20 protein-coding genes are annotated in these 15,683 nt (G+C 67.1%); 13 read left to right on the forward strand and 7 right to left on the reverse strand.

The window, feature by feature from the left end:
• Positions 1 to 72 precede the first annotated feature (72 nt).
• The 6 genes from SFB74_RS21020 to SFB74_RS21045 all read left to right on the forward strand — a co-directional run bounded on the left by SFB74_RS21020 (position 73) and on the right by SFB74_RS21045 (position 5,030).
• Positions 73 to 1,299, forward strand: coding sequence for an MFS transporter (locus SFB74_RS21020; protein WP_432726229.1), 1,227 nt, complete (start codon positions 73 to 75; stop codon positions 1,297 to 1,299).
• 32 nt (positions 1,300 to 1,331) lie between these two features.
• The gene (locus SFB74_RS21025; protein ID WP_432726230.1) at positions 1,332 to 1,472 is read left to right on the forward strand and encodes a hypothetical protein; all 141 of its coding nucleotides are present in this window, start codon (positions 1,332 to 1,334) and stop codon (positions 1,470 to 1,472) included.
• 13 nt (positions 1,473 to 1,485) lie between these two features.
• Positions 1,486 to 2,055 carry a class I SAM-dependent methyltransferase gene (locus SFB74_RS21030; RefSeq protein WP_432726231.1) on the forward strand — a complete coding sequence of 190 codons (570 nt, stop codon included), beginning with the start codon at positions 1,486 to 1,488 and terminating at the stop codon, positions 2,053 to 2,055.
• Between the two features lie 120 nt (positions 2,056 to 2,175).
• Positions 2,176 to 3,024 carry a 4-hydroxy-tetrahydrodipicolinate synthase gene (dapA, locus tag SFB74_RS21035; protein ID WP_432731973.1) on the forward strand — a complete coding sequence of 283 codons (849 nt, stop codon included), beginning with the start codon at positions 2,176 to 2,178 and terminating at the stop codon, positions 3,022 to 3,024.
• 144 nt (positions 3,025 to 3,168) lie between these two features.
• Complete coding sequence (bamC, locus tag SFB74_RS21040) at positions 3,169 to 4,248, forward strand: outer membrane protein assembly factor BamC (RefSeq protein ID WP_432726232.1); 1,080 nt, start codon at positions 3,169 to 3,171, stop codon at positions 4,246 to 4,248.
• A 5-nt stretch (positions 4,249 to 4,253) separates the two neighbouring features.
• A complete protein-coding gene (locus SFB74_RS21045; RefSeq protein ID WP_432726234.1) occupies positions 4,254 to 5,030 on the forward strand; it encodes an MBL fold metallo-hydrolase in 777 nt (258 codons plus the stop codon).
• Positions 5,031 to 5,135: 105 nt separating this feature from the next.
• Here SFB74_RS21045 and SFB74_RS21050 read toward each other — a convergent pair whose 3' ends face one another.
• The 3 genes from SFB74_RS21050 to SFB74_RS21060 all read right to left on the reverse strand — a co-directional run bounded on the left by SFB74_RS21050 (position 5,136) and on the right by SFB74_RS21060 (position 7,147).
• Complete coding sequence (locus SFB74_RS21050) at positions 5,136 to 5,417, reverse strand: hypothetical protein (RefSeq protein ID WP_432726235.1); 282 nt, start codon at positions 5,415 to 5,417, stop codon at positions 5,136 to 5,138.
• A 94-nt stretch (positions 5,418 to 5,511) separates the two neighbouring features.
• Positions 5,512 to 6,015, reverse strand: a complete 504-nt coding sequence (locus SFB74_RS21055) for a hypothetical protein (RefSeq protein ID WP_432726236.1) — start codon at positions 6,013 to 6,015, stop codon at positions 5,512 to 5,514.
• Entirely contained in the window at positions 6,005 to 7,147 is a 1,143-nt protein-coding gene (locus SFB74_RS21060) for a JmjC domain-containing protein (protein ID WP_432726237.1), read from the reverse strand. The genes SFB74_RS21055 and SFB74_RS21060 overlap by 11 nt, the downstream gene beginning before the upstream one ends.
• Positions 7,148 to 7,161: 14 nt before the next feature.
• Here SFB74_RS21060 and SFB74_RS21065 point away from each other — a divergent pair, with 14 nt between their 5' ends.
• Entirely contained in the window at positions 7,162 to 7,686 is a 525-nt protein-coding gene (locus SFB74_RS21065; RefSeq protein WP_432726238.1) for an FKBP-type peptidyl-prolyl cis-trans isomerase, read from the forward strand.
• 70 nt (positions 7,687 to 7,756) lie between these two features.
• Here the strand turns inward: SFB74_RS21065 and SFB74_RS21070 are convergent, their stop codons facing one another.
• The 4 genes from SFB74_RS21070 to coaBC all read right to left on the reverse strand — a co-directional run bounded on the left by SFB74_RS21070 (position 7,757) and on the right by coaBC (position 10,573).
• Positions 7,757 to 8,257: a glycine zipper 2TM domain-containing protein gene (locus tag SFB74_RS21070; RefSeq protein ID WP_432726239.1), complete on the reverse strand. Its 501-nt coding sequence runs from the start codon at positions 8,255 to 8,257 to the stop codon at positions 7,757 to 7,759.
• A gap of 184 nt (positions 8,258 to 8,441) precedes the next feature.
• Complete coding sequence (dut, locus tag SFB74_RS21075; protein WP_019655978.1) at positions 8,442 to 8,888, reverse strand: dUTP diphosphatase; 447 nt, start codon at positions 8,886 to 8,888, stop codon at positions 8,442 to 8,444.
• A complete protein-coding gene (locus tag SFB74_RS21080) occupies positions 8,889 to 9,350 on the reverse strand; it encodes a hypothetical protein (RefSeq protein ID WP_432726241.1) in 462 nt (153 codons plus the stop codon).
• A complete protein-coding gene (gene coaBC, locus SFB74_RS21085; protein ID WP_432726242.1) occupies positions 9,350 to 10,573 on the reverse strand; it encodes a bifunctional phosphopantothenoylcysteine decarboxylase/phosphopantothenate--cysteine ligase CoaBC in 1,224 nt (407 codons plus the stop codon). Before coaBC ends, SFB74_RS21080 begins: the two co-directional genes overlap by 1 nt.
• A 125-nt stretch (positions 10,574 to 10,698) precedes the next feature.
• Between coaBC and SFB74_RS21090 the strand changes: the two genes are divergently transcribed.
• The 6 genes from SFB74_RS21090 (at position 10,699) to SFB74_RS21115 (ending at position 15,670) form a co-directional block, all read left to right on the forward strand.
• On the forward strand, positions 10,699 to 12,381 hold the full coding sequence (locus SFB74_RS21090) for a CTP synthase (RefSeq protein ID WP_432726243.1): 1,683 nt from the start codon (positions 10,699 to 10,701) through the stop codon (positions 12,379 to 12,381).
• Entirely contained in the window at positions 12,378 to 12,668 is a 291-nt protein-coding gene (locus SFB74_RS21095; RefSeq protein WP_432726244.1) for a DUF1330 domain-containing protein, read from the forward strand. The genes SFB74_RS21090 and SFB74_RS21095 overlap by 4 nt, the downstream gene beginning before the upstream one ends.
• Positions 12,669 to 12,741: 73 nt before the next feature.
• On the forward strand, positions 12,742 to 14,025 hold the full coding sequence (eno, locus tag SFB74_RS21100) for a phosphopyruvate hydratase (protein WP_093203187.1): 1,284 nt from the start codon (positions 12,742 to 12,744) through the stop codon (positions 14,023 to 14,025).
• 19 nt (positions 14,026 to 14,044) lie between these two features.
• Complete coding sequence (gene ftsB, locus SFB74_RS21105) at positions 14,045 to 14,323, forward strand: cell division protein FtsB (RefSeq protein ID WP_432726245.1); 279 nt, start codon at positions 14,045 to 14,047, stop codon at positions 14,321 to 14,323.
• Positions 14,324 to 14,375: 52 nt separating this feature from the next.
• Positions 14,376 to 15,002 (forward strand): nicotinamide riboside transporter PnuC, encoded by a 627-nt coding sequence (gene pnuC / locus SFB74_RS21110; RefSeq protein WP_432726246.1) that lies wholly within the window; start codon positions 14,376 to 14,378, stop codon positions 15,000 to 15,002.
• Positions 14,999 to 15,670, forward strand: a complete 672-nt coding sequence (locus SFB74_RS21115) for an AAA family ATPase (protein WP_432726247.1) — start codon at positions 14,999 to 15,001, stop codon at positions 15,668 to 15,670. Before pnuC ends, SFB74_RS21115 begins: the two co-directional genes overlap by 4 nt.
• The last annotated feature ends 13 nt before the right edge of the window (positions 15,671 to 15,683 follow it).

The raw sequence follows: 15,683 nt of genomic DNA on the forward strand, positions 1-15,683 counted from the left end.
CGCCGATAAATCATCAATGGCTTTGGCCACCGCGCCACCTGCCCGAGCAGGCGAATAGTTACATTCGAAGTCATGCAATCTCCCGCCGCCCCCGCCCTTTCGATCAAACAGGTCCTTTTCTGCGGGGCGATGATCGTCACGCTGTCGATGGGCATACGCCACGGCTTCGGCCTGTGGCTGCAGCCGATCACGCAGGCGCAGGAGTGGAGCCGGCAGACCTTTTCCTTCGCGCTGGCCATACAGAATCTTTCCTGGGGCATCTTCGGCGTATTCGCGGGCATGCTGGCCGACAGGTTCGGCGCGTTCCGGGTGCTGATCGGCGGCTCCATCCTTTACGCGCTGGGGCTCTTCGGCATGGCGCATTCGCCGACGCCGCTGCTCTTCACGCTGAGCGCGGGCATCCTGATCGGCGCGGCGCAGGCGGGCTCGACCTACGCGGTGATCTACGGCGTGATCGGGCGGCAGATTCCGGCCGAGCGGCGCTCGTGGGCCATGGGTGTGGCGGCCGCGGCCGGCTCGTTCGGCCAGTTCCTGATGGCGCCCATCGAAGGCCGGCTGATCGGCCACCTCGGCTGGCAGACGGCGCTGGCCGTGGTGGCGGTGCTGGCGCTGGTGATCGTTCCCCTGGCCTTCGGGCTGCGCGAGCCGAAGACGGCGGCGCAGGCCGGGCACCGCGAGCAGTCGGTGATGCAGGCGGTCGGCGAGGCCTTCCGCTACCCGAGCTTCGGGCTGCTGATGGCGGGCTACTTCGTCTGCGGCTTCCAGCTGGCGTTCATCGGCATCCACATGCCGACCTACCTGCGCGACCGCAGCCTGCCGGCCGAGGTGGCGGGCTATGCGCTGGCGCTGATCGGGCTATTCAACGTGTTCGGCACCTACACGGTGGGGCTGCTGGGGCAGAAGCTGGCCAAGCGGAAGATCCTGGCCGCCATCTATTTCGCGCGGGCGGTGTCGATCGCGCTCTTCCTGATGGCACCGATCTCGCCGATGAGCGTGTATCTGTTCTCCGCGGCGATGGGCTTCCTGTGGCTTTCCACGGTGCCGGCGACCAACGCGATCGTGGCCGGCATCTTCGGCGTGGCGCATCTGTCGATGCTCAGCGGCTTCGTGTTCCTGAGCCACCAGGTCGGCTCCTTCCTGGGCGTGTGGCTCGGCGGCTATCTGTACGACACCACGGGCAGCTACGACATCGTCTGGTACATCGCGATCGCGCTGGGCGTGTTCGCGGCGGTGGTCAACCTGCCGGTGAAGGAAAGCGCGATCGCCCGCAGTCCCCAGCCGGTAGGCGCCGCGGGCTGACCCGTGAGCCGGTTTGCGTGTAGAACAGCGCCATGACTCCGCAGATGCGCAACCACATCGCCCACGCCGGCTGGCTGGCCGCCGCGCTGGTGGTGCTGGGCGGCGTGTTCGCGCTGTACGTGCATCCGGATTTCCTCGTGACGCTGGTCGACCAGATCTGGTCCTGCTTCTGAGCTTCGGATTGCTATGAAAGAAATAGCGCCAGTGCACGGCCTGGGAGCCCCTTCCGAGTGGATCGTCCGCTGGTCGCACCTGCTCGCGCCCGGGGCCGGCGTGCTGGACGTGGCCTGCGGCGGCGGGCGGCACATGAAGTGGTTCGCCGGACGCGGGCACACGGTCACCGGCGTCGACCGGTCTCCCGAGGCCGTCGAGGCCGCCGGCGCATTCGGCAAGGTCGTCGAGGCGGACATCGAATCCGGCCCCTGGCCCTTCCCGGGCCAGGCCTTCGGTGCCGTGATCGTCACCAACTACCTCTGGCGGCCGCGCATGGCCGACATCGTGGGCGCGGTGGCGCCGGGCGGCGTGCTGCTCTACGAGACTTTCGCCGCCGGCAACGAGACCGTCGGCAAGCCCTCGCGGCCCGACTTCCTGCTGCAGCCGGGCGAACTGCTGGCGGCCTGCGCCGGGTTGCGCGTGGTGGCCTATGAAGACGGCTTCATCGCGCAGCCGGAGCGTTTCGTGCAGCGCATCGCCGCCATTCGCCCGGCCGCATCCGATGCCGGGCAGCCGGCCCGGCCCGTCCTTAAGGGAAACTGAGGGGGCCGGGGCTGCTGTCTGGCGGGGCGCCGGAGTAAGTAGAATCGGCGCTTTCGTCCACCGACAAAGAGATTCCCCTTGGAGCAACTGACAGGCAGCATCGTCGCGCTCGTCACGCCGATGCACGACGACGGCAGTGTCGACTACCCCGCCCTGCGGCGACTCATCGACTGGCACATCGAAGAAGGCACCGACTGCCTGGGCGTGGTCGGCACCACCGGCGAATCGCCGACGGTCGATGTCGAGGAGCACTGCGAAATCATCCGCGTCTCGGTCGAGCAGGCCAAGGGCCGAGTGCCCGTGATGGCCGGCTGCGGCGCGAATTCCACCAAGGAAGCCATCGAGCTCGCCAAGTTCGCCAAGGGCGTGGGCGCCGACTCGCAGCTGCAGGTCGTTCCCTACTACAACAAGCCCACGCAGGAAGGCCAGTACCAGCACTTCAAGGCCATCGCCGAGGCCGTGGGCGACCTGCCCATCGTGCTGTACAACGTGCCCGGCCGCACCGTCGCCGATATGGCGCACGACACCGTGCTGCGCCTGGCGCAGGTGCCCGGCATCATCGGCATCAAGGAAGCCACCGGCAACATCGAGCGGGCCCAGTGGCTCATCCGCGAAGTGCCGAAGAACTTCGCCGTCTATTCAGGCGACGACCCGACCGCGGTCGCGCTCATGCTCTGCGGCGGCCAGGGCAACATCAGCGTCACGGCCAACATCGCGCCGCGCAAGATGCACGAGCTGTGCGTGGCCGCGCTGGCGGGCGACGTCAAGCGCGCCATGGAGATCCAGTTCGAACTCATGCCGCTGCATCGCAACCTGTTCGTCGAGCCCAACCCCATCCCGCTGAAGTGGGCCATGGCACGGCTCGGCCTGTGTGGCGGCGCGCTGCGCCTGCCGCTCACCGAACTCGGCGAAGCAAGCCGCCCGGCGGTCGAAGGCGCCCTGCGCGCCACCGGCCTGCTGAAGGGTTGAGCACTCCCCTCCAGCACGTCCCGGACCCGCCTTTCCCCTGGCCGCAGCAAGGTTAAGCAACCTTTTGCCCGAACCGCGCTCAGAGATGGCGGCGGGCACTGCGGCCCCTAGATTGACCGAACCATTCCAACAAGGAAGACGACGTTGAAGAACCTTTCGCGACTTGCACTGCTGGCCCTCGTTGCCAGCCTCGCCGCCTGCTCCGTCCTCGAGAGCGACAAGATCGACTACAAGAGCGCAGGCAAGGCCCCGACGCTCGAAGTCCCACCCGATCTCTCCCAGCTTTCGCGCGACAACCGCTACGCCATCCCCGGCGGCGCCGTGACGGCCAACTCCTACCAGGCCGGCATCGCCAATGCCCCGGGCATCCCCACCGCCGTGGCCAACATCGGCGACGTGCGCATGGAGCGCTCGGGCACGCAGCGCTGGATCGTCATCAACCGCACGCCCGACCAGCTCTGGGACCCGGTCAAGGACTTCTGGCAGGAAAACGGGTTCCTGCTGACCACCGACCAGCGCAACCTGGGCATCATGGAAACCGACTGGGCCGAGAACCGCGCCAAGCTGCCGCAGGACATCATCCGCGGCACGCTGGGCAAGCTGGTCGACTCGGTCTACTCGACCGGTGAACTCGACCGCTTCCGCACCCGCCTGGAGCGCACGACGACCGGCACCGAGATCTTCATCAGCCACCGCGGCATGCAGGAGGTCTACAACAACTCCCGCCAGGACCAGACCGTGTGGCAGCCCCGCCCGAGCGATCCTGAGCTCGAGACCGAATTCCTGCGCCGCCTGATGGTCAAGCTCGGCGTGTCGCAGGAGCAGTCGAAGATCCTGGCCGCGACCACCGCGACGCCCAAGACCGCCACCATCGCCAAGGTCGGCAACCAGCCGGTCGTGCAGATCAGCGAAGGCTTCGACCGCGCATGGCGCCGCGTCGGCCTCGCGCTCGACCGCACCGGCTTCACCGTGGAAGACCGCGACCGCAGCGCAGGCCTCTACTACGTGCGCTACGTTCCGCCGAACCCCGACAAGAAGGAGCCTGGCTTCTTCGGCAAGCTGTTCGGTGGCTCGAGCAAGACCGAAGCGCCTGCGAAGTTCCGCATCTCGGTCAAGGGCCAGGGCGAAGCCACCACGGTGTCGGTGCTCAACGAAGCTGGTGCACCCGAAACCTCGGTCAACGCCGAGCGCATCGTCAAGGTCATCGCCGACGACCTGAGATAACCCGCATGCTCCGCTTCCGAAGCCTCGGCAGCGGCAGCACGGGCAACGCCGCGCTGGTCGAGACGACCAGCGCCGGCCGCACCTCCCGCCTCCTCGTCGACTGCGGCTTCGGCCTCAAGCAGCTCGACCTGCGGCTGGCCCAGGCGGGCCTTGTCGCAAGCGACATCGATGCGGTCTTCGTGACCCACGAGCATGGCGACCACATCGGCTGCGCCCACTCGCTGTCGCGGCGCAACCGCATTCCCGTCTGGATGAGCGAAGGCACCTGGCTCGCCACCGGCGGGCGCGACTTCGAGGGCCTGCTGAACCTGGCGCGCGACGATGCCGAGTTCACGGTCGGCGACATCTGCGTGCAGCCCTTCACCGTTCCGCACGATGCGCGCGAACCGCTGCAATTGCGCTGTACCGACGGCAAGCGCACCCTGGGCGTACTGACCGACCTTGGCCATGCAACGACGCACGTGCTGAACCGGCTGGCCGGCGTGCATTCATTGCTGCTGGAGTTCAACCACGACAGCGAACTGCTGGCGAACTCGAGCTATCCGCCTTTCCTGAAGCACCGCGTGGGCGGCAACTACGGGCACCTGTCGAACGTCGCCGCGGCGGAGATCGCACGCGCGCTTCTTCACGACGGACTGCGGCACGTGGTCGCGGCACACCTGAGCGAGCAGAACAACCGGCCCGAGATCGTGCGTCGCCTCATGGCCGAGGCGCTGGGCGGCAACGAGTCGGAGATGCTGACCGCCACGGCCAGCGGGGGCTCGCCCTGGCTCGACGTCTGAGCACAATGCCTCTCACAAGGCAATAAGGCAGAAGACGCTCACTCTCTCCTAAGAAAAAAAGCCGCCTCATGGCGGCTTTTTGCATGTCTGATGCAGCGCTGCTGTTTACTGCTTCGGCGCTTCATTCTTCTTCGCGGCCTCGGTGGCCGCATTCGCGGCATCGAGCGCGGACTGCGAGCCCGGAGCCGGTGTTGCAGACGACGAAGACGATGCGCCCGGATCGGCCGATGGCGCGGGAGCCGGGGCAGCGGGTGCTGGCGCGGGTTCAGTCACAGGCGCAGGAGGCGGCGTCACGACAGCCGGCGCTGCATCCTCCTTCTTCCCGCAGGCGACGAGCGCGGCAGCGGCAATCAGCGAGGCGATCAGGACGGACGATGACTTCTTCATGGAAACTCCTTTGGCAATGAAGATCTGGAACGAAAAAATTCTAGACCTGCATATCCGCCCGAATATGTCTCGCGGCCGCATTCGCGGCATTGGCTTACAAGCCGAGTGTCGATGCGGGAAAGGCGGGGCGCCCGAGGCGCCAGCACTCTTCGATGGCCTCGCGCAGTTCGCGTCGCGAGCGCGCATCGATGCCGCTCACGCCCCTGCTGCGTTCGGGGTCGATGCGGTGCACGAACCACGTGGGCGTCCAGATGGCGCTCGGCACTTCGGAGCCCGCGGCCTTGCCGGTGGCGCGGCATTCGATGATGTGGTCCCACAAACGCCGCCACGGCACGAAGCGCGCATGGCCTCGCTCCAGCACGTCGAAGCGCTGCGCGAGCAGCATCAGGCGCCGACCGCTCGCGGCCCAGGCCTGCAGTGCCTCGATGGTCGCGCGCTCGCCCAGGGGCCAGTCGGCGAAGTCGGGGTCGCTGAAGACGATCTCCTTCCAGCCCTCGCGCGCCGCGGCCGAAAGCGCGTTGCGCAGGAGCGCGTCGAAGGCTTCGCGGCCGTCGAAGCGCCCTTCGGGCAGCGAAGGAGCGGGAGCCTCATCCGGCATGAAGCCACCCTGCCTCGCACCACTCGCCGAGCAATGCAAGAGCGCCCTCGCTGGCGCGCGCGAGTTCGCGCGGGCCGAGTGCGCGGCGATCGGCCAGCTTGCGCATCAGCGTCGCATCGGCGCCGCCCGCGCGAAAGCTCTCGCCGTTGATGTAGATGTGGCGCGCGTCGTAGAGCATGCGCGTGCGGCGATCGAGCTTCACATGCTGCATGGCGTCGGGCGCCTCGCCGCCTTCGCCGAACCAGACGTTGGCCTTGGGCTCGGTGAGCGACTCGCCAAGCGCGCGGTCGACGGCATCGGCGTCGCGCAGCGCGGCCTCGATGGCCTTGCGTGCGAAGCCCTGCAGGGCTGCGGGCATGGCCGCGGGTGCATCGACCGCGGGCTGGGTCGGATCGCGATACCGCGCGAGTTCGGCAGGCCCGGCGCCCTCCAGGTCTTCCGCATAGGCCTGCGCCATGCGCGCCAGCAGGTCGGCGCCGAGTTCACCGAGTGCCGACGAACGCAGGCCGATGGAACAGGTCATGCAGTCGTCGCCCACCGCCACGCCGTCGTGGGCGTAGCGGGGAGGCAGGTAGAGCATGTCGCCGGGCTCGAGCACGAAGGTCTGCTCGGGTTCGAAGTTCTCGAGGATCTTCAGCGGCAGGCCCGGCTGCAGCCGCAGGTCGCTCTGCTTGCCGATGGACCAGCGACGGCGCCCTTGCGCCTGCAGCAGGAACACGTCGTAGCTGTCGAAATGCGCGCCGACGCCCCCGGTGTCGCTGGCATAGCTGATCATCAGGTCGTCGAGGCGCGCGTCGGGCAGGAAGCGGAACTGCCGCAGCAGCTCGTGCACGCCTTCGTGATGCAGGTCCACGCCCTGCACCAGCAGCGTCCAGGCCGGCTGCTTCAGCGGCGGCAACGCGCGCCGGGCCAGAGGCCCATGCTTGAGCGACCAGCCGGCCTTGCCGTGGCGGATCAGGCGCGATTCGACATCTTCGCGTTCGGCAAGCCCGAACAACTCGGAACGCTCGATCGGTGGCACCATCGCGGGTATCGCCTGGCGAACGAGCAAGGGTTTCTTCTGCCAATGCCGCCGCATGAACTGCGCGGCGCTCAGGCCACCCAGCAAGGGCAGCGGTTCGTTAATCTCCATGGGAGAATTCTGCAATGGAAATCTCTGAACAATGCGTGGTCGGCCTGACCTGGACGATGAAAGACACGCTCGGCGACGTGCTGGACGTGCTCGACGAGCCGGTGGAATTCATGGTCGGCGGCGACGATCTCTTCGACGTGATCGAAGCGGCCCTGCAGGGCCATGAGCCGGGCGCCCGGGTGCAGCTGCAGATCGAGCCCGAGCAGGGCTTCGGCGACTTCAACGACCAGCTGCTCTTCCTGGAGCCGCGATCCCTTTTCCCCGAAGGCACGGAAGAAGGCATGACCTTCGACGGCTCCGCCCTGCCCAAGGGCGTGAACGGCGACATTCCGAAGGACGCGATCTACACCGTGGCGGAGATCTATCCCAATCACCTCGTGCTCGACGGCAACCATCCGCTGGCGGGCATCGCGATCCGGCTCGACATCACGGTGCGCTCGGTGCGCGAGGCCACGGAGGAAGAAGTGGGCCGCGGCACGGCGGGCACTGGCTTCTTCAAGGTCGCGCCGATGGCGCCGGGCAACCAGACGCTGCACTGACTGCCGCGCAGCACCCATGAAAAAGCCGGGCAGTGCCCGGCTTTTTTGCATCCCGATGGATCGGGTTCGCTTACATGCGCGAAATCTGGCCGTTGTCGATGCGAACGCGGTCGCCGATGCGCAGGTCGCCGGGGCTCTGCACGTCGAAGGCGCGGTAGCCGCCGCGGTCGGTCTGCACCGACACCCGATAGATTTCATAGGCACGCGGGCCGTTCTGCTGCGCCTCGATGGTGTTGCCCAGCAGGGCCCCGCCGACGATGCCCAGGGCGGTAGCCGCTGCACGGCCGTTGCCGCGCCCGAACTGGTTGCCCACCACGCCGCCGATCACACCGCCGGCGACAGCGCCGCCGCCCGTGGTGCCGGTGCCGGCGGTTTCGCTGCGCAGCACCTCGATGTTGGCCACGTGGCCGTATTCGACGTAGGAAGCTTCGCGGTACTGGATGGCCTGCGGGGGCGCCTGGTACGGATAGCGCGAGGTCTGGTAGACCGGCGCCGGTGCCACGCACGCCGTGAGCGTGGCCAGGGCCAGCACGGAAGCGGTGACGGAAACAAAGCGCATTGAGATCTTCATGTTGGGAGGCTCCTCGGATAGAACGGCGCATGCATCATGAATGCATGCACCCTGCGTGTGCCTGACTAACGCCGCAGCATCCGCCGCGATGACGCAGTTCACACACTGAAACCTTCGAGGCCGTACAGCCCACGCCGGTTCCGTTCTTTACCGCCCCGAAACCCAGCCGATCTTCAGGATTCGCTCAATGTTTGCCGGTGGAGCCGTAGCCGCCCTCGCCACGTTGCGTGGGTGCAAATTCTGTGACGACTCGAAACTGCGCCTGCACCACGGGCACGATCACCAGTTGCGCCAGCCGCTCCATCGGGTTCAGCACGAAGGGCGTGTCGCTGCGGTTCCAGGCGCTGATCTTCAACTCGCCCTGGTAGTCGCTGTCGATCAGGCCGACGAGGTTGCCCAGCACGATGCCATGCTTGTGGCCCAAGCCCGAGCGCGGAAGGATCAGCGCCGCATAGGCCGGATCGGCCAGGTGGATGGCGATGCCGGTGCCCACCAGCTGCCAGCCGTTGGGCTCCAGCGTGATGGGGGCATCGAGGCAGGCCCTCAGGTCGAGGCCGGCGCTTCCGGGGGTGGCGTATGCAGGGAGTTGATCCACCATGCGCGGATCGAGGATGCGGACGTCGACTTTCACTTAGTTGTTGCCTTGCTTCTGTTGCTGTTCTCTTTGCTTGCGTGCCGCCTCTTCGAGCACCTGCTGCCACTTGGCGACACCCGGGGTGAGCTTCACGCCCTTCAGTTTCCTGCCGAACCACGTGGCCAGCGCTGCGAGCAGCACCAGCACGCCGAACGGCACGCCCGCCGCCCACAGCACGAGGAACACCACCGCGCCGAAGGCACCCAGCACCTTGAGCAGCACCGGGTCGAATGAGCCGGGCTGTTTTCTCGGCACCTCGCCGTTCGGCAGTTCAGCGCGCTGCATCGCGGCCGTGACGGGCCCCTGCCCCTGCTGCGGCCCCGAGGTCGTCGTCATGCCGACGTCGAGCCCGTGCTCGCCTGGTGGCGCGGGTCGCCTGGGCAGCGCCGCCTGCGCGGACAGCCGCTCGACATAACGGGCGAAATCGCCATTCGGCGGGGTGTTCCATTGGGGATTCATCAGACCCTCCAGTCGGGAAGACGCGCTGCGATCTCTGTCATGAGCTCGCGCGCCAGCGTGAGCTTGGGTGCGCGCGGAAGCTCGCGCACGCCGTTGGCGTCCACCAGCAGCAGCGCGTTGTCGTCCTGCCCAAAGGTCAGCGGGCCGATGTTGCCCACCAGCAGCGGAATGCCCTTGCGCTCGCGCTTGGCCTTGGCGTGCTCGGCGAGGTTCTCGCTCTCGGCGGCGAAGCCCACGCAGAAGAGCTTCTTCGACTGGGCCCGTTCGCTCTTCGCGACGGTGAGCAGGATGTCCGGGTTCTCGGTGAAGTTCAGCACCGGCGTCTTGCCGCTGCCGTCCTTCTTGATCTTCTGGTCGCTCTGGGTGGCTGGGCGCCAGTCGGCAACGGCGGCCGTAGCTACAAAAATGCTAGCACCCTGGGCAGCACGGGTGGTGGCTTCGAGCATGTCCTGCGCCGAAAGCACGTCGATGCGTGTCACGCCGCGCGGCGTGGGCTGGTGCACCGGGCCGGCCACCAGCGTGACCTCCGCGCCCGCCTCGCGGGCCGCCCGCGCAATGGCGAAGCCCATCTTGCCGGACGAATGATTGGTGATGCCCCGGATCGGGTCCAGCGCCTCGAAGGTCGGGCCGGCCGTGACCAGTACCTTCTGTCCCGCCAGCAGCTTGGGGGCGAAGAAGGCCGTGATGTCCTCCAGCAGCTGCGCCGGCTCCAGCATGCGGCCGTCGCCGGTCTCGCCGCAGGCCTGCCAGCCGTTGCCCACGCCCAGCACGGTCGCGCCGTCGGCGGCCACCTGCATCAGGTTGCGCTGCGTGGCCGGGTGGACCCACATCTCGCGGTTCATGGCCGGCGCGATGAGGAGCGGAACGCGGTCCATCGGACGGGCCAGGCACATCAGGCTCAGCAGGTCGTCGGAGCGGCCCTGCACCAGCCGGGCGATGAAGTCGGCGCTGCAGGGCGCCAGCACGATCGCATCGGCCTCGCGGCTCAGGTTGATGTGCGGCATGTTGTTGGGCTCGCGCGTGTCCCACTGCGAGGTGTAGACGGTACGCCCCGAGAGTGCCTGCATGGTCACGGGCGTGATGAACTGCTCGGCCGCCTCCGTCATGACCACCTGGACGGTCGCTCCCGCCTTGACGAAAAGCCGGCACAGCTCGGCCGACTTGTAGCAGGCGATGCCTCCGGTGAGGCCCAGGACGATGTGTTTGCCGGCGAGATCTTGCATGGGGCGTATTGTTGCTCACATGCCATCGTCCCCCGGGGCAACAAGCCCTTGGCGGAAGGTGTCGCGAAGGGCACACCTATAATCGCAATTTCCCACTGCCCGGATTCACAGCGTCCGGAACTGGCATGACCAAATTTGTCTTCGTCACCGGTGGTGTCGTTTCTTCCCTTGGCAAGGGAATCGCCTCCGCCTCGCTCGCCGCGATCCTCGAATCGCGCGGCCTCCAAGTCACCCTCATCAAGCTCGATCCGTACATCAATGTCGACCCCGGCACGATGTCGCCCTTCCAGCATGGGGAAGTGTTCGTCACCGATGACGGCGCAGAGACCGACCTCGACCTCGGCCACTACGAGCGCTTCATCAACACGCGGATGCGCAAGGCCAACAACTTCACGACCGGCCAGATCTACAAGACCGTGCTCGAGAAGGAACGCCGCGGCGACTACCTCGGCAAGACGGTGCAGGTGATCCCGCACATCACCAACGAGATCCAGGAATACATCAAGCGCGGCGCCGGCATCGGCACGGCGCACGAGGTGGACGTGGCCATCGTCGAGATCGGCGGGACCGTGGGCGACATCGAGTCGCTGCCCTTCCTGGAGGCCGTTCGCCAGATGAGCCTGCGCATGGGCCCGAACAATTCGGCCTTCGTGCACCTGAGCTACGTGCCCTGGATCGCCGCCGCCGGCGAACTCAAGACCAAGCCCACCCAGCACACCGCGCAGAAGCTGCGCGAAATCGGTATCCAGGCCGACGCCCTGCTGTGCCGCGCCGACCGCCCGATTCCCGACGACGAACGCGCCAAGATCTCGCTGTTCTCGAACGTGCCCGAATGGGGCGTGATCTCGATGTGGGACGTGGACACCATCTACAAGGTGCCCCGCATGCTGCACGAGCAGGGCCTGGACGGCCTGATCTGCGACAAGCTGCGCATCAACACCCCGCCCGCCAAGCTGCAGCGCTGGGACGAACTGGTGTACGAGGTCGAGCATCCGCAGAAGGAAGTGTCGATCGCCATGGTCGGCAAGTACGTCGACCTGTCGGACAGCTACAAGTCGCTCAACGAAGCGCTGCGCCATGCCGGCATGAAGAACCATGCCCGCGTGAAGATCGACTACATCGACTCCGAGACCATCTCTCCGCAGGACGTGTCCCGCCTGGCCAAGTACGACGCCATCCTGGTGCCCGGCGGCTTCGGCCAGCGCGGCGTGGAAGGCAAGATCTCGGCCGCCCGCTTCGCCCGCGAAGGCAAGGTGCCCTACCTGGGCATCTGCCTGGGCATGCAGGTCGCCACCATCGAGTACGCCCGCCACGTGGCCGGCCTGAAGAACGCCAACAGCACCGAGTTCGACCCCGAGACGCCCACCCCCGTGATCGCGCTGATCACCGAGTGGAAGGACCGCGACGGCACGGTGAAGACGCGCGACGAGAAGTCCGACCTCGGCGGCACCATGCGCCTGGGCGCGCAGAGTTCCGACGTGTCGCCCGGCACGCTGGCCCACAGCATCTATGGCGACGTGGTCACCGAGCGCCACCGTCACCGCTACGAAGCCAACGTGAACTACCTCGACGAACTGCGCAACGCCGGCCTCGTGATCTCCGCGCTCACGCAGCGCGAGCACCTGACCGAGATCGTCGAGCTGCCGCAGAACGTGCACCCGTGGTTCATGGGCGTGCAGTTCCACCCCGAGTTCAAGTCGACCCCGTGGGGCGGCCATCCGCTGTTCAACGCCTTCATCAAGGCGGCGCTCGAGCACAAGGAAAAGGGCGCGGGCAGCACCAACAAGGCACTGAAGGCCGTGGCATGAGCAGTGGATACGTCATCGCCCACGTCGAGGTGACGAACCCGACGCAGTACGAGGAATACCGCAAGTGGTCGACCGTCGCCATGCAGGCGCACGGCGCCGAGGTGTGCGTGCGCGGCGGGCAGATCCAGCCGCTGGAAGGCGACTGGAAGCCCACGCGCGTCGTGATCCTCAAGTTCCCCAGCTTCGAGAAGGCCAAGGCCTTCTACGAGACGCCCGAATACCTGAAGGCGCGCGAGGCGCGTGCCGGCGCAGCGATCATGAACATGATCGCCGTCGAAGGCCTCTGATCCTTCCGCTCCCTCCGACCCGTTCCCCCATCTATTCATCCGCCCAAAGAGACCAGAAAGAGAAAGACAGAAGATGAGTGCAATCGTTGACATCGTCGGCCGCGAAATTCTCGACAGCCGAGGCAATCCCACCGTCGAGTGCGACGTGCTGCTCGAATCGGGCACCATGGGCCGTGCGGCCGTGCCCTCGGGCGCATCGACCGGTTCGCGCGAAGCGATCGAGCTGCGTGACGGCGACAAGAGCCGCTACCTCGGCAAGGGCGTGCTCAAGGCCGTGGAGAACATCAACACCGAGATCTCGGAAGCCGTGCTGGGCCTCGACGCCAGCGAACAGGCTTTCCTCGATCGCACGATGATCGACCTCGACGGCACCGACAACAAGGGCCGCCTGGGCGCCAACGCCACCCTCGCCGTCTCGATGGCCGTGGCCCGCGCCGCGGCCGAGGAGTCGGGCCTGCCGCTGTACCGCTACTTCGGCGGCATGGGCGGCATGCAGCTGCCGGTGCCGATGATGAACGTCATCAACGGCGGCGCGCACGCCAACAACAGCCTCGACCTGCAGGAATTCATGATCATCCCCGTGGGCGCCAAGAGCTTCCGCGAGGCCGTGCGCTACGGCGCCGAAGTGTTCCACGCACTGAAGAAGATCCTGGGTGACCGCGGCATCAGCACGGCCGTCGGCGACGAAGGCGGCTTCGCTCCCAGCGTCGAGAGCCACGAAGCGGCCATCCAGCTGATCCTGGAAGCCATCGACAAGGCCGGCTACACGGCAGGCGAGCAGATCGCCCTGGGCCTCGATTGCGCGGCCAGCGAGTTCTACAAGGACGGCAAGTACGTGCTGTCGGGCGAAAACCTCTCGCTCACGTCCGAGAGCTGGACCGACATGCTGGCGACCTGGGTCGACAAGTACCCGATCATCAGCATCGAAGACGGCATGCACGAAGGCGACTGGGACGGCTGGAAGCACCTGACCGAGCGCCTGGGCAAGCGCGTGCAGCTGGTGGGCGACGACCTGTTCGTCACCAACACCAAGATCCTGCAGGAAGGCATCGAGAAGGGCATCGCCAATTCGATCCTGATCAAGATCAACCAGATCGGCACGCTGACCGAGACCTTCGCAGCCATCGAGATGGCCAAGCGCGCCGGCTACACCGCCGTGATCTCGCACCGCTCGGGCGAGACCGAGGACAGCACCATCGCCGACATCGCCGTGGGCACCAACGCCGGCCAGATCAAGACCGGCTCGCTCTCGCGTTCGGACCGCATCGCCAAGTACAACCAGCTGCTGCGCATCGAGGAAGACCTGGGCGACATCGCCGTCTACCCCGGCCGCGGCGCGTTCTACAACCTGAAGTAACGCCCGGACGCCACGCTGCATGCGCGCCCGCTTCGTTCCTCCCATCGTCCTGCTGCTCCTGTTGGCCATCCTGCAGTGGCAGCTGTGGAACGGGCGCGGCAGCGTGCGCGACGTGGCCCAGCTGCGGACCAAGCTGGCCGACCAGAAGGAAGCCAACGCCAAGGCCGTGCTGAACAACGAGCGCCTGAGTTCCGAGGTCAACGACCTGAAGGACGGCCTCGAGATGGTCGAGGAACGGGCGCGCGCCGAGCTCGGCATGGTCAAGCCGAACGAAGTGTTCGTGCAGATCGCGCACTGACCTCGGCCTTCCCCCCTCTCCTCCCCTTTTCTTTCTTCCGTCCGCCGAGCCGATGACCGAGCTACTCTCGGCCCCCGCGTTCATGCTGTTGGGCTCTCCCGTGAGCTGGCTCGAGCTCGTCGCGTCGACGCTGGCGCTCGCCATGGTCGGCTGCAACATGCGCGAGATCCACTGGGGATGGCCGCTGGCCATCGTCAGCTCGTTGCTCTACGTGGCGGTGTTCGCCAAGGCGCGCATCTACGGCGACGCCTCGCTGCAGGTCTTCTTCGCGCTCGTCGCCTTCTGGGGCTGGGCGCAGTGGCTGCGCGGCCACCGGGCCGACGGCAGCGCGCTGCGCGTCAGCCGGCTTTCGTCGCGCGGCATCGTGCTCACGCTGCTGGCCTGCGCGCTCGCATGGCCGGCGGTCGCCCTCTTCCTGCGCCGCTTCACCGACACCGACGTGCCCTGGTGGGACGGCTTCGCCACCGGCCTGAGCCTGGTGGGGCAATTCCTGCTCGGGCGCAAGTTCATCGAGAACTGGCTGATCTGGCTGGCGGTGAACGTCGTGAGCGTGGGCCTCTTCATCCACAAGGGCCTGTGGCTCACCGTGGGGCTGTACGCGGTGTTCGCCGTGCTCAGCGTGGCCGGCTACCTTGCCTGGCGCCAGCGCATGCCCTCTGCCGGGGCTGCGCGCGCATGACGCCCGTGCTGCCGACCGGTTGCGTCATCGCCCTCGTGGGCGCCGAGAGCACCGGCAAGACCGAACTGGCCCGCGCCATCGCGCAGCGCCTGCACGACCGCGGCATGCCCGTCACGCTGGTGAGCGAATACCTGCGCGAATGGTGCGAACGCGAAGGCCGCACGCCGCGCCCCGACGAGCAGCAGGCCATCGCCGACGAGCAGACCCGCCGCATCGCGATGGCCGCGGCCACCGGCGTGGTGGTGGCCGACACCACGGCGCTCATGACAGCCGTCTACAGCGAACAGCTCTTCGCCGACACCTCCCTCTACGACGCCGCGCTGGCCGCGCAACAACGCTTCGCCATCACGCTGCTGACCGCGCTCGACCTGCCCTGGGTGGCCGACGACATGCGCGACGGCCCGCATGCGCAGCAACCCACCGACACGCTGGTTCGCGCCGCGCTCGCACGCGCGAAGCTCTCGTACGCGGTCGTGCACGGCACCGGTGGCGAGCGGCTCGCCAGCGCCTGGAACGCCATCGTCTCCATCGCGGGCAACGAGGGCCGGCCGCGCACGCGCGCCCGGTCCGACGCGAAGCCCGCCTCGTGGTCATGGCCTTGCGAGAAATGCTCCGACCCGGAATGCGAACATAAGCTGTTCAGCGATCTCATCGCGCGCCGCGAGTAACGCGCTCGCCCTC

The organism is Variovorax xiamenensis, assembly GCF_050916385.1.
Taxonomy (GTDB): Bacteria; Pseudomonadota; Gammaproteobacteria; order Burkholderiales; family Burkholderiaceae_C; genus Variovorax.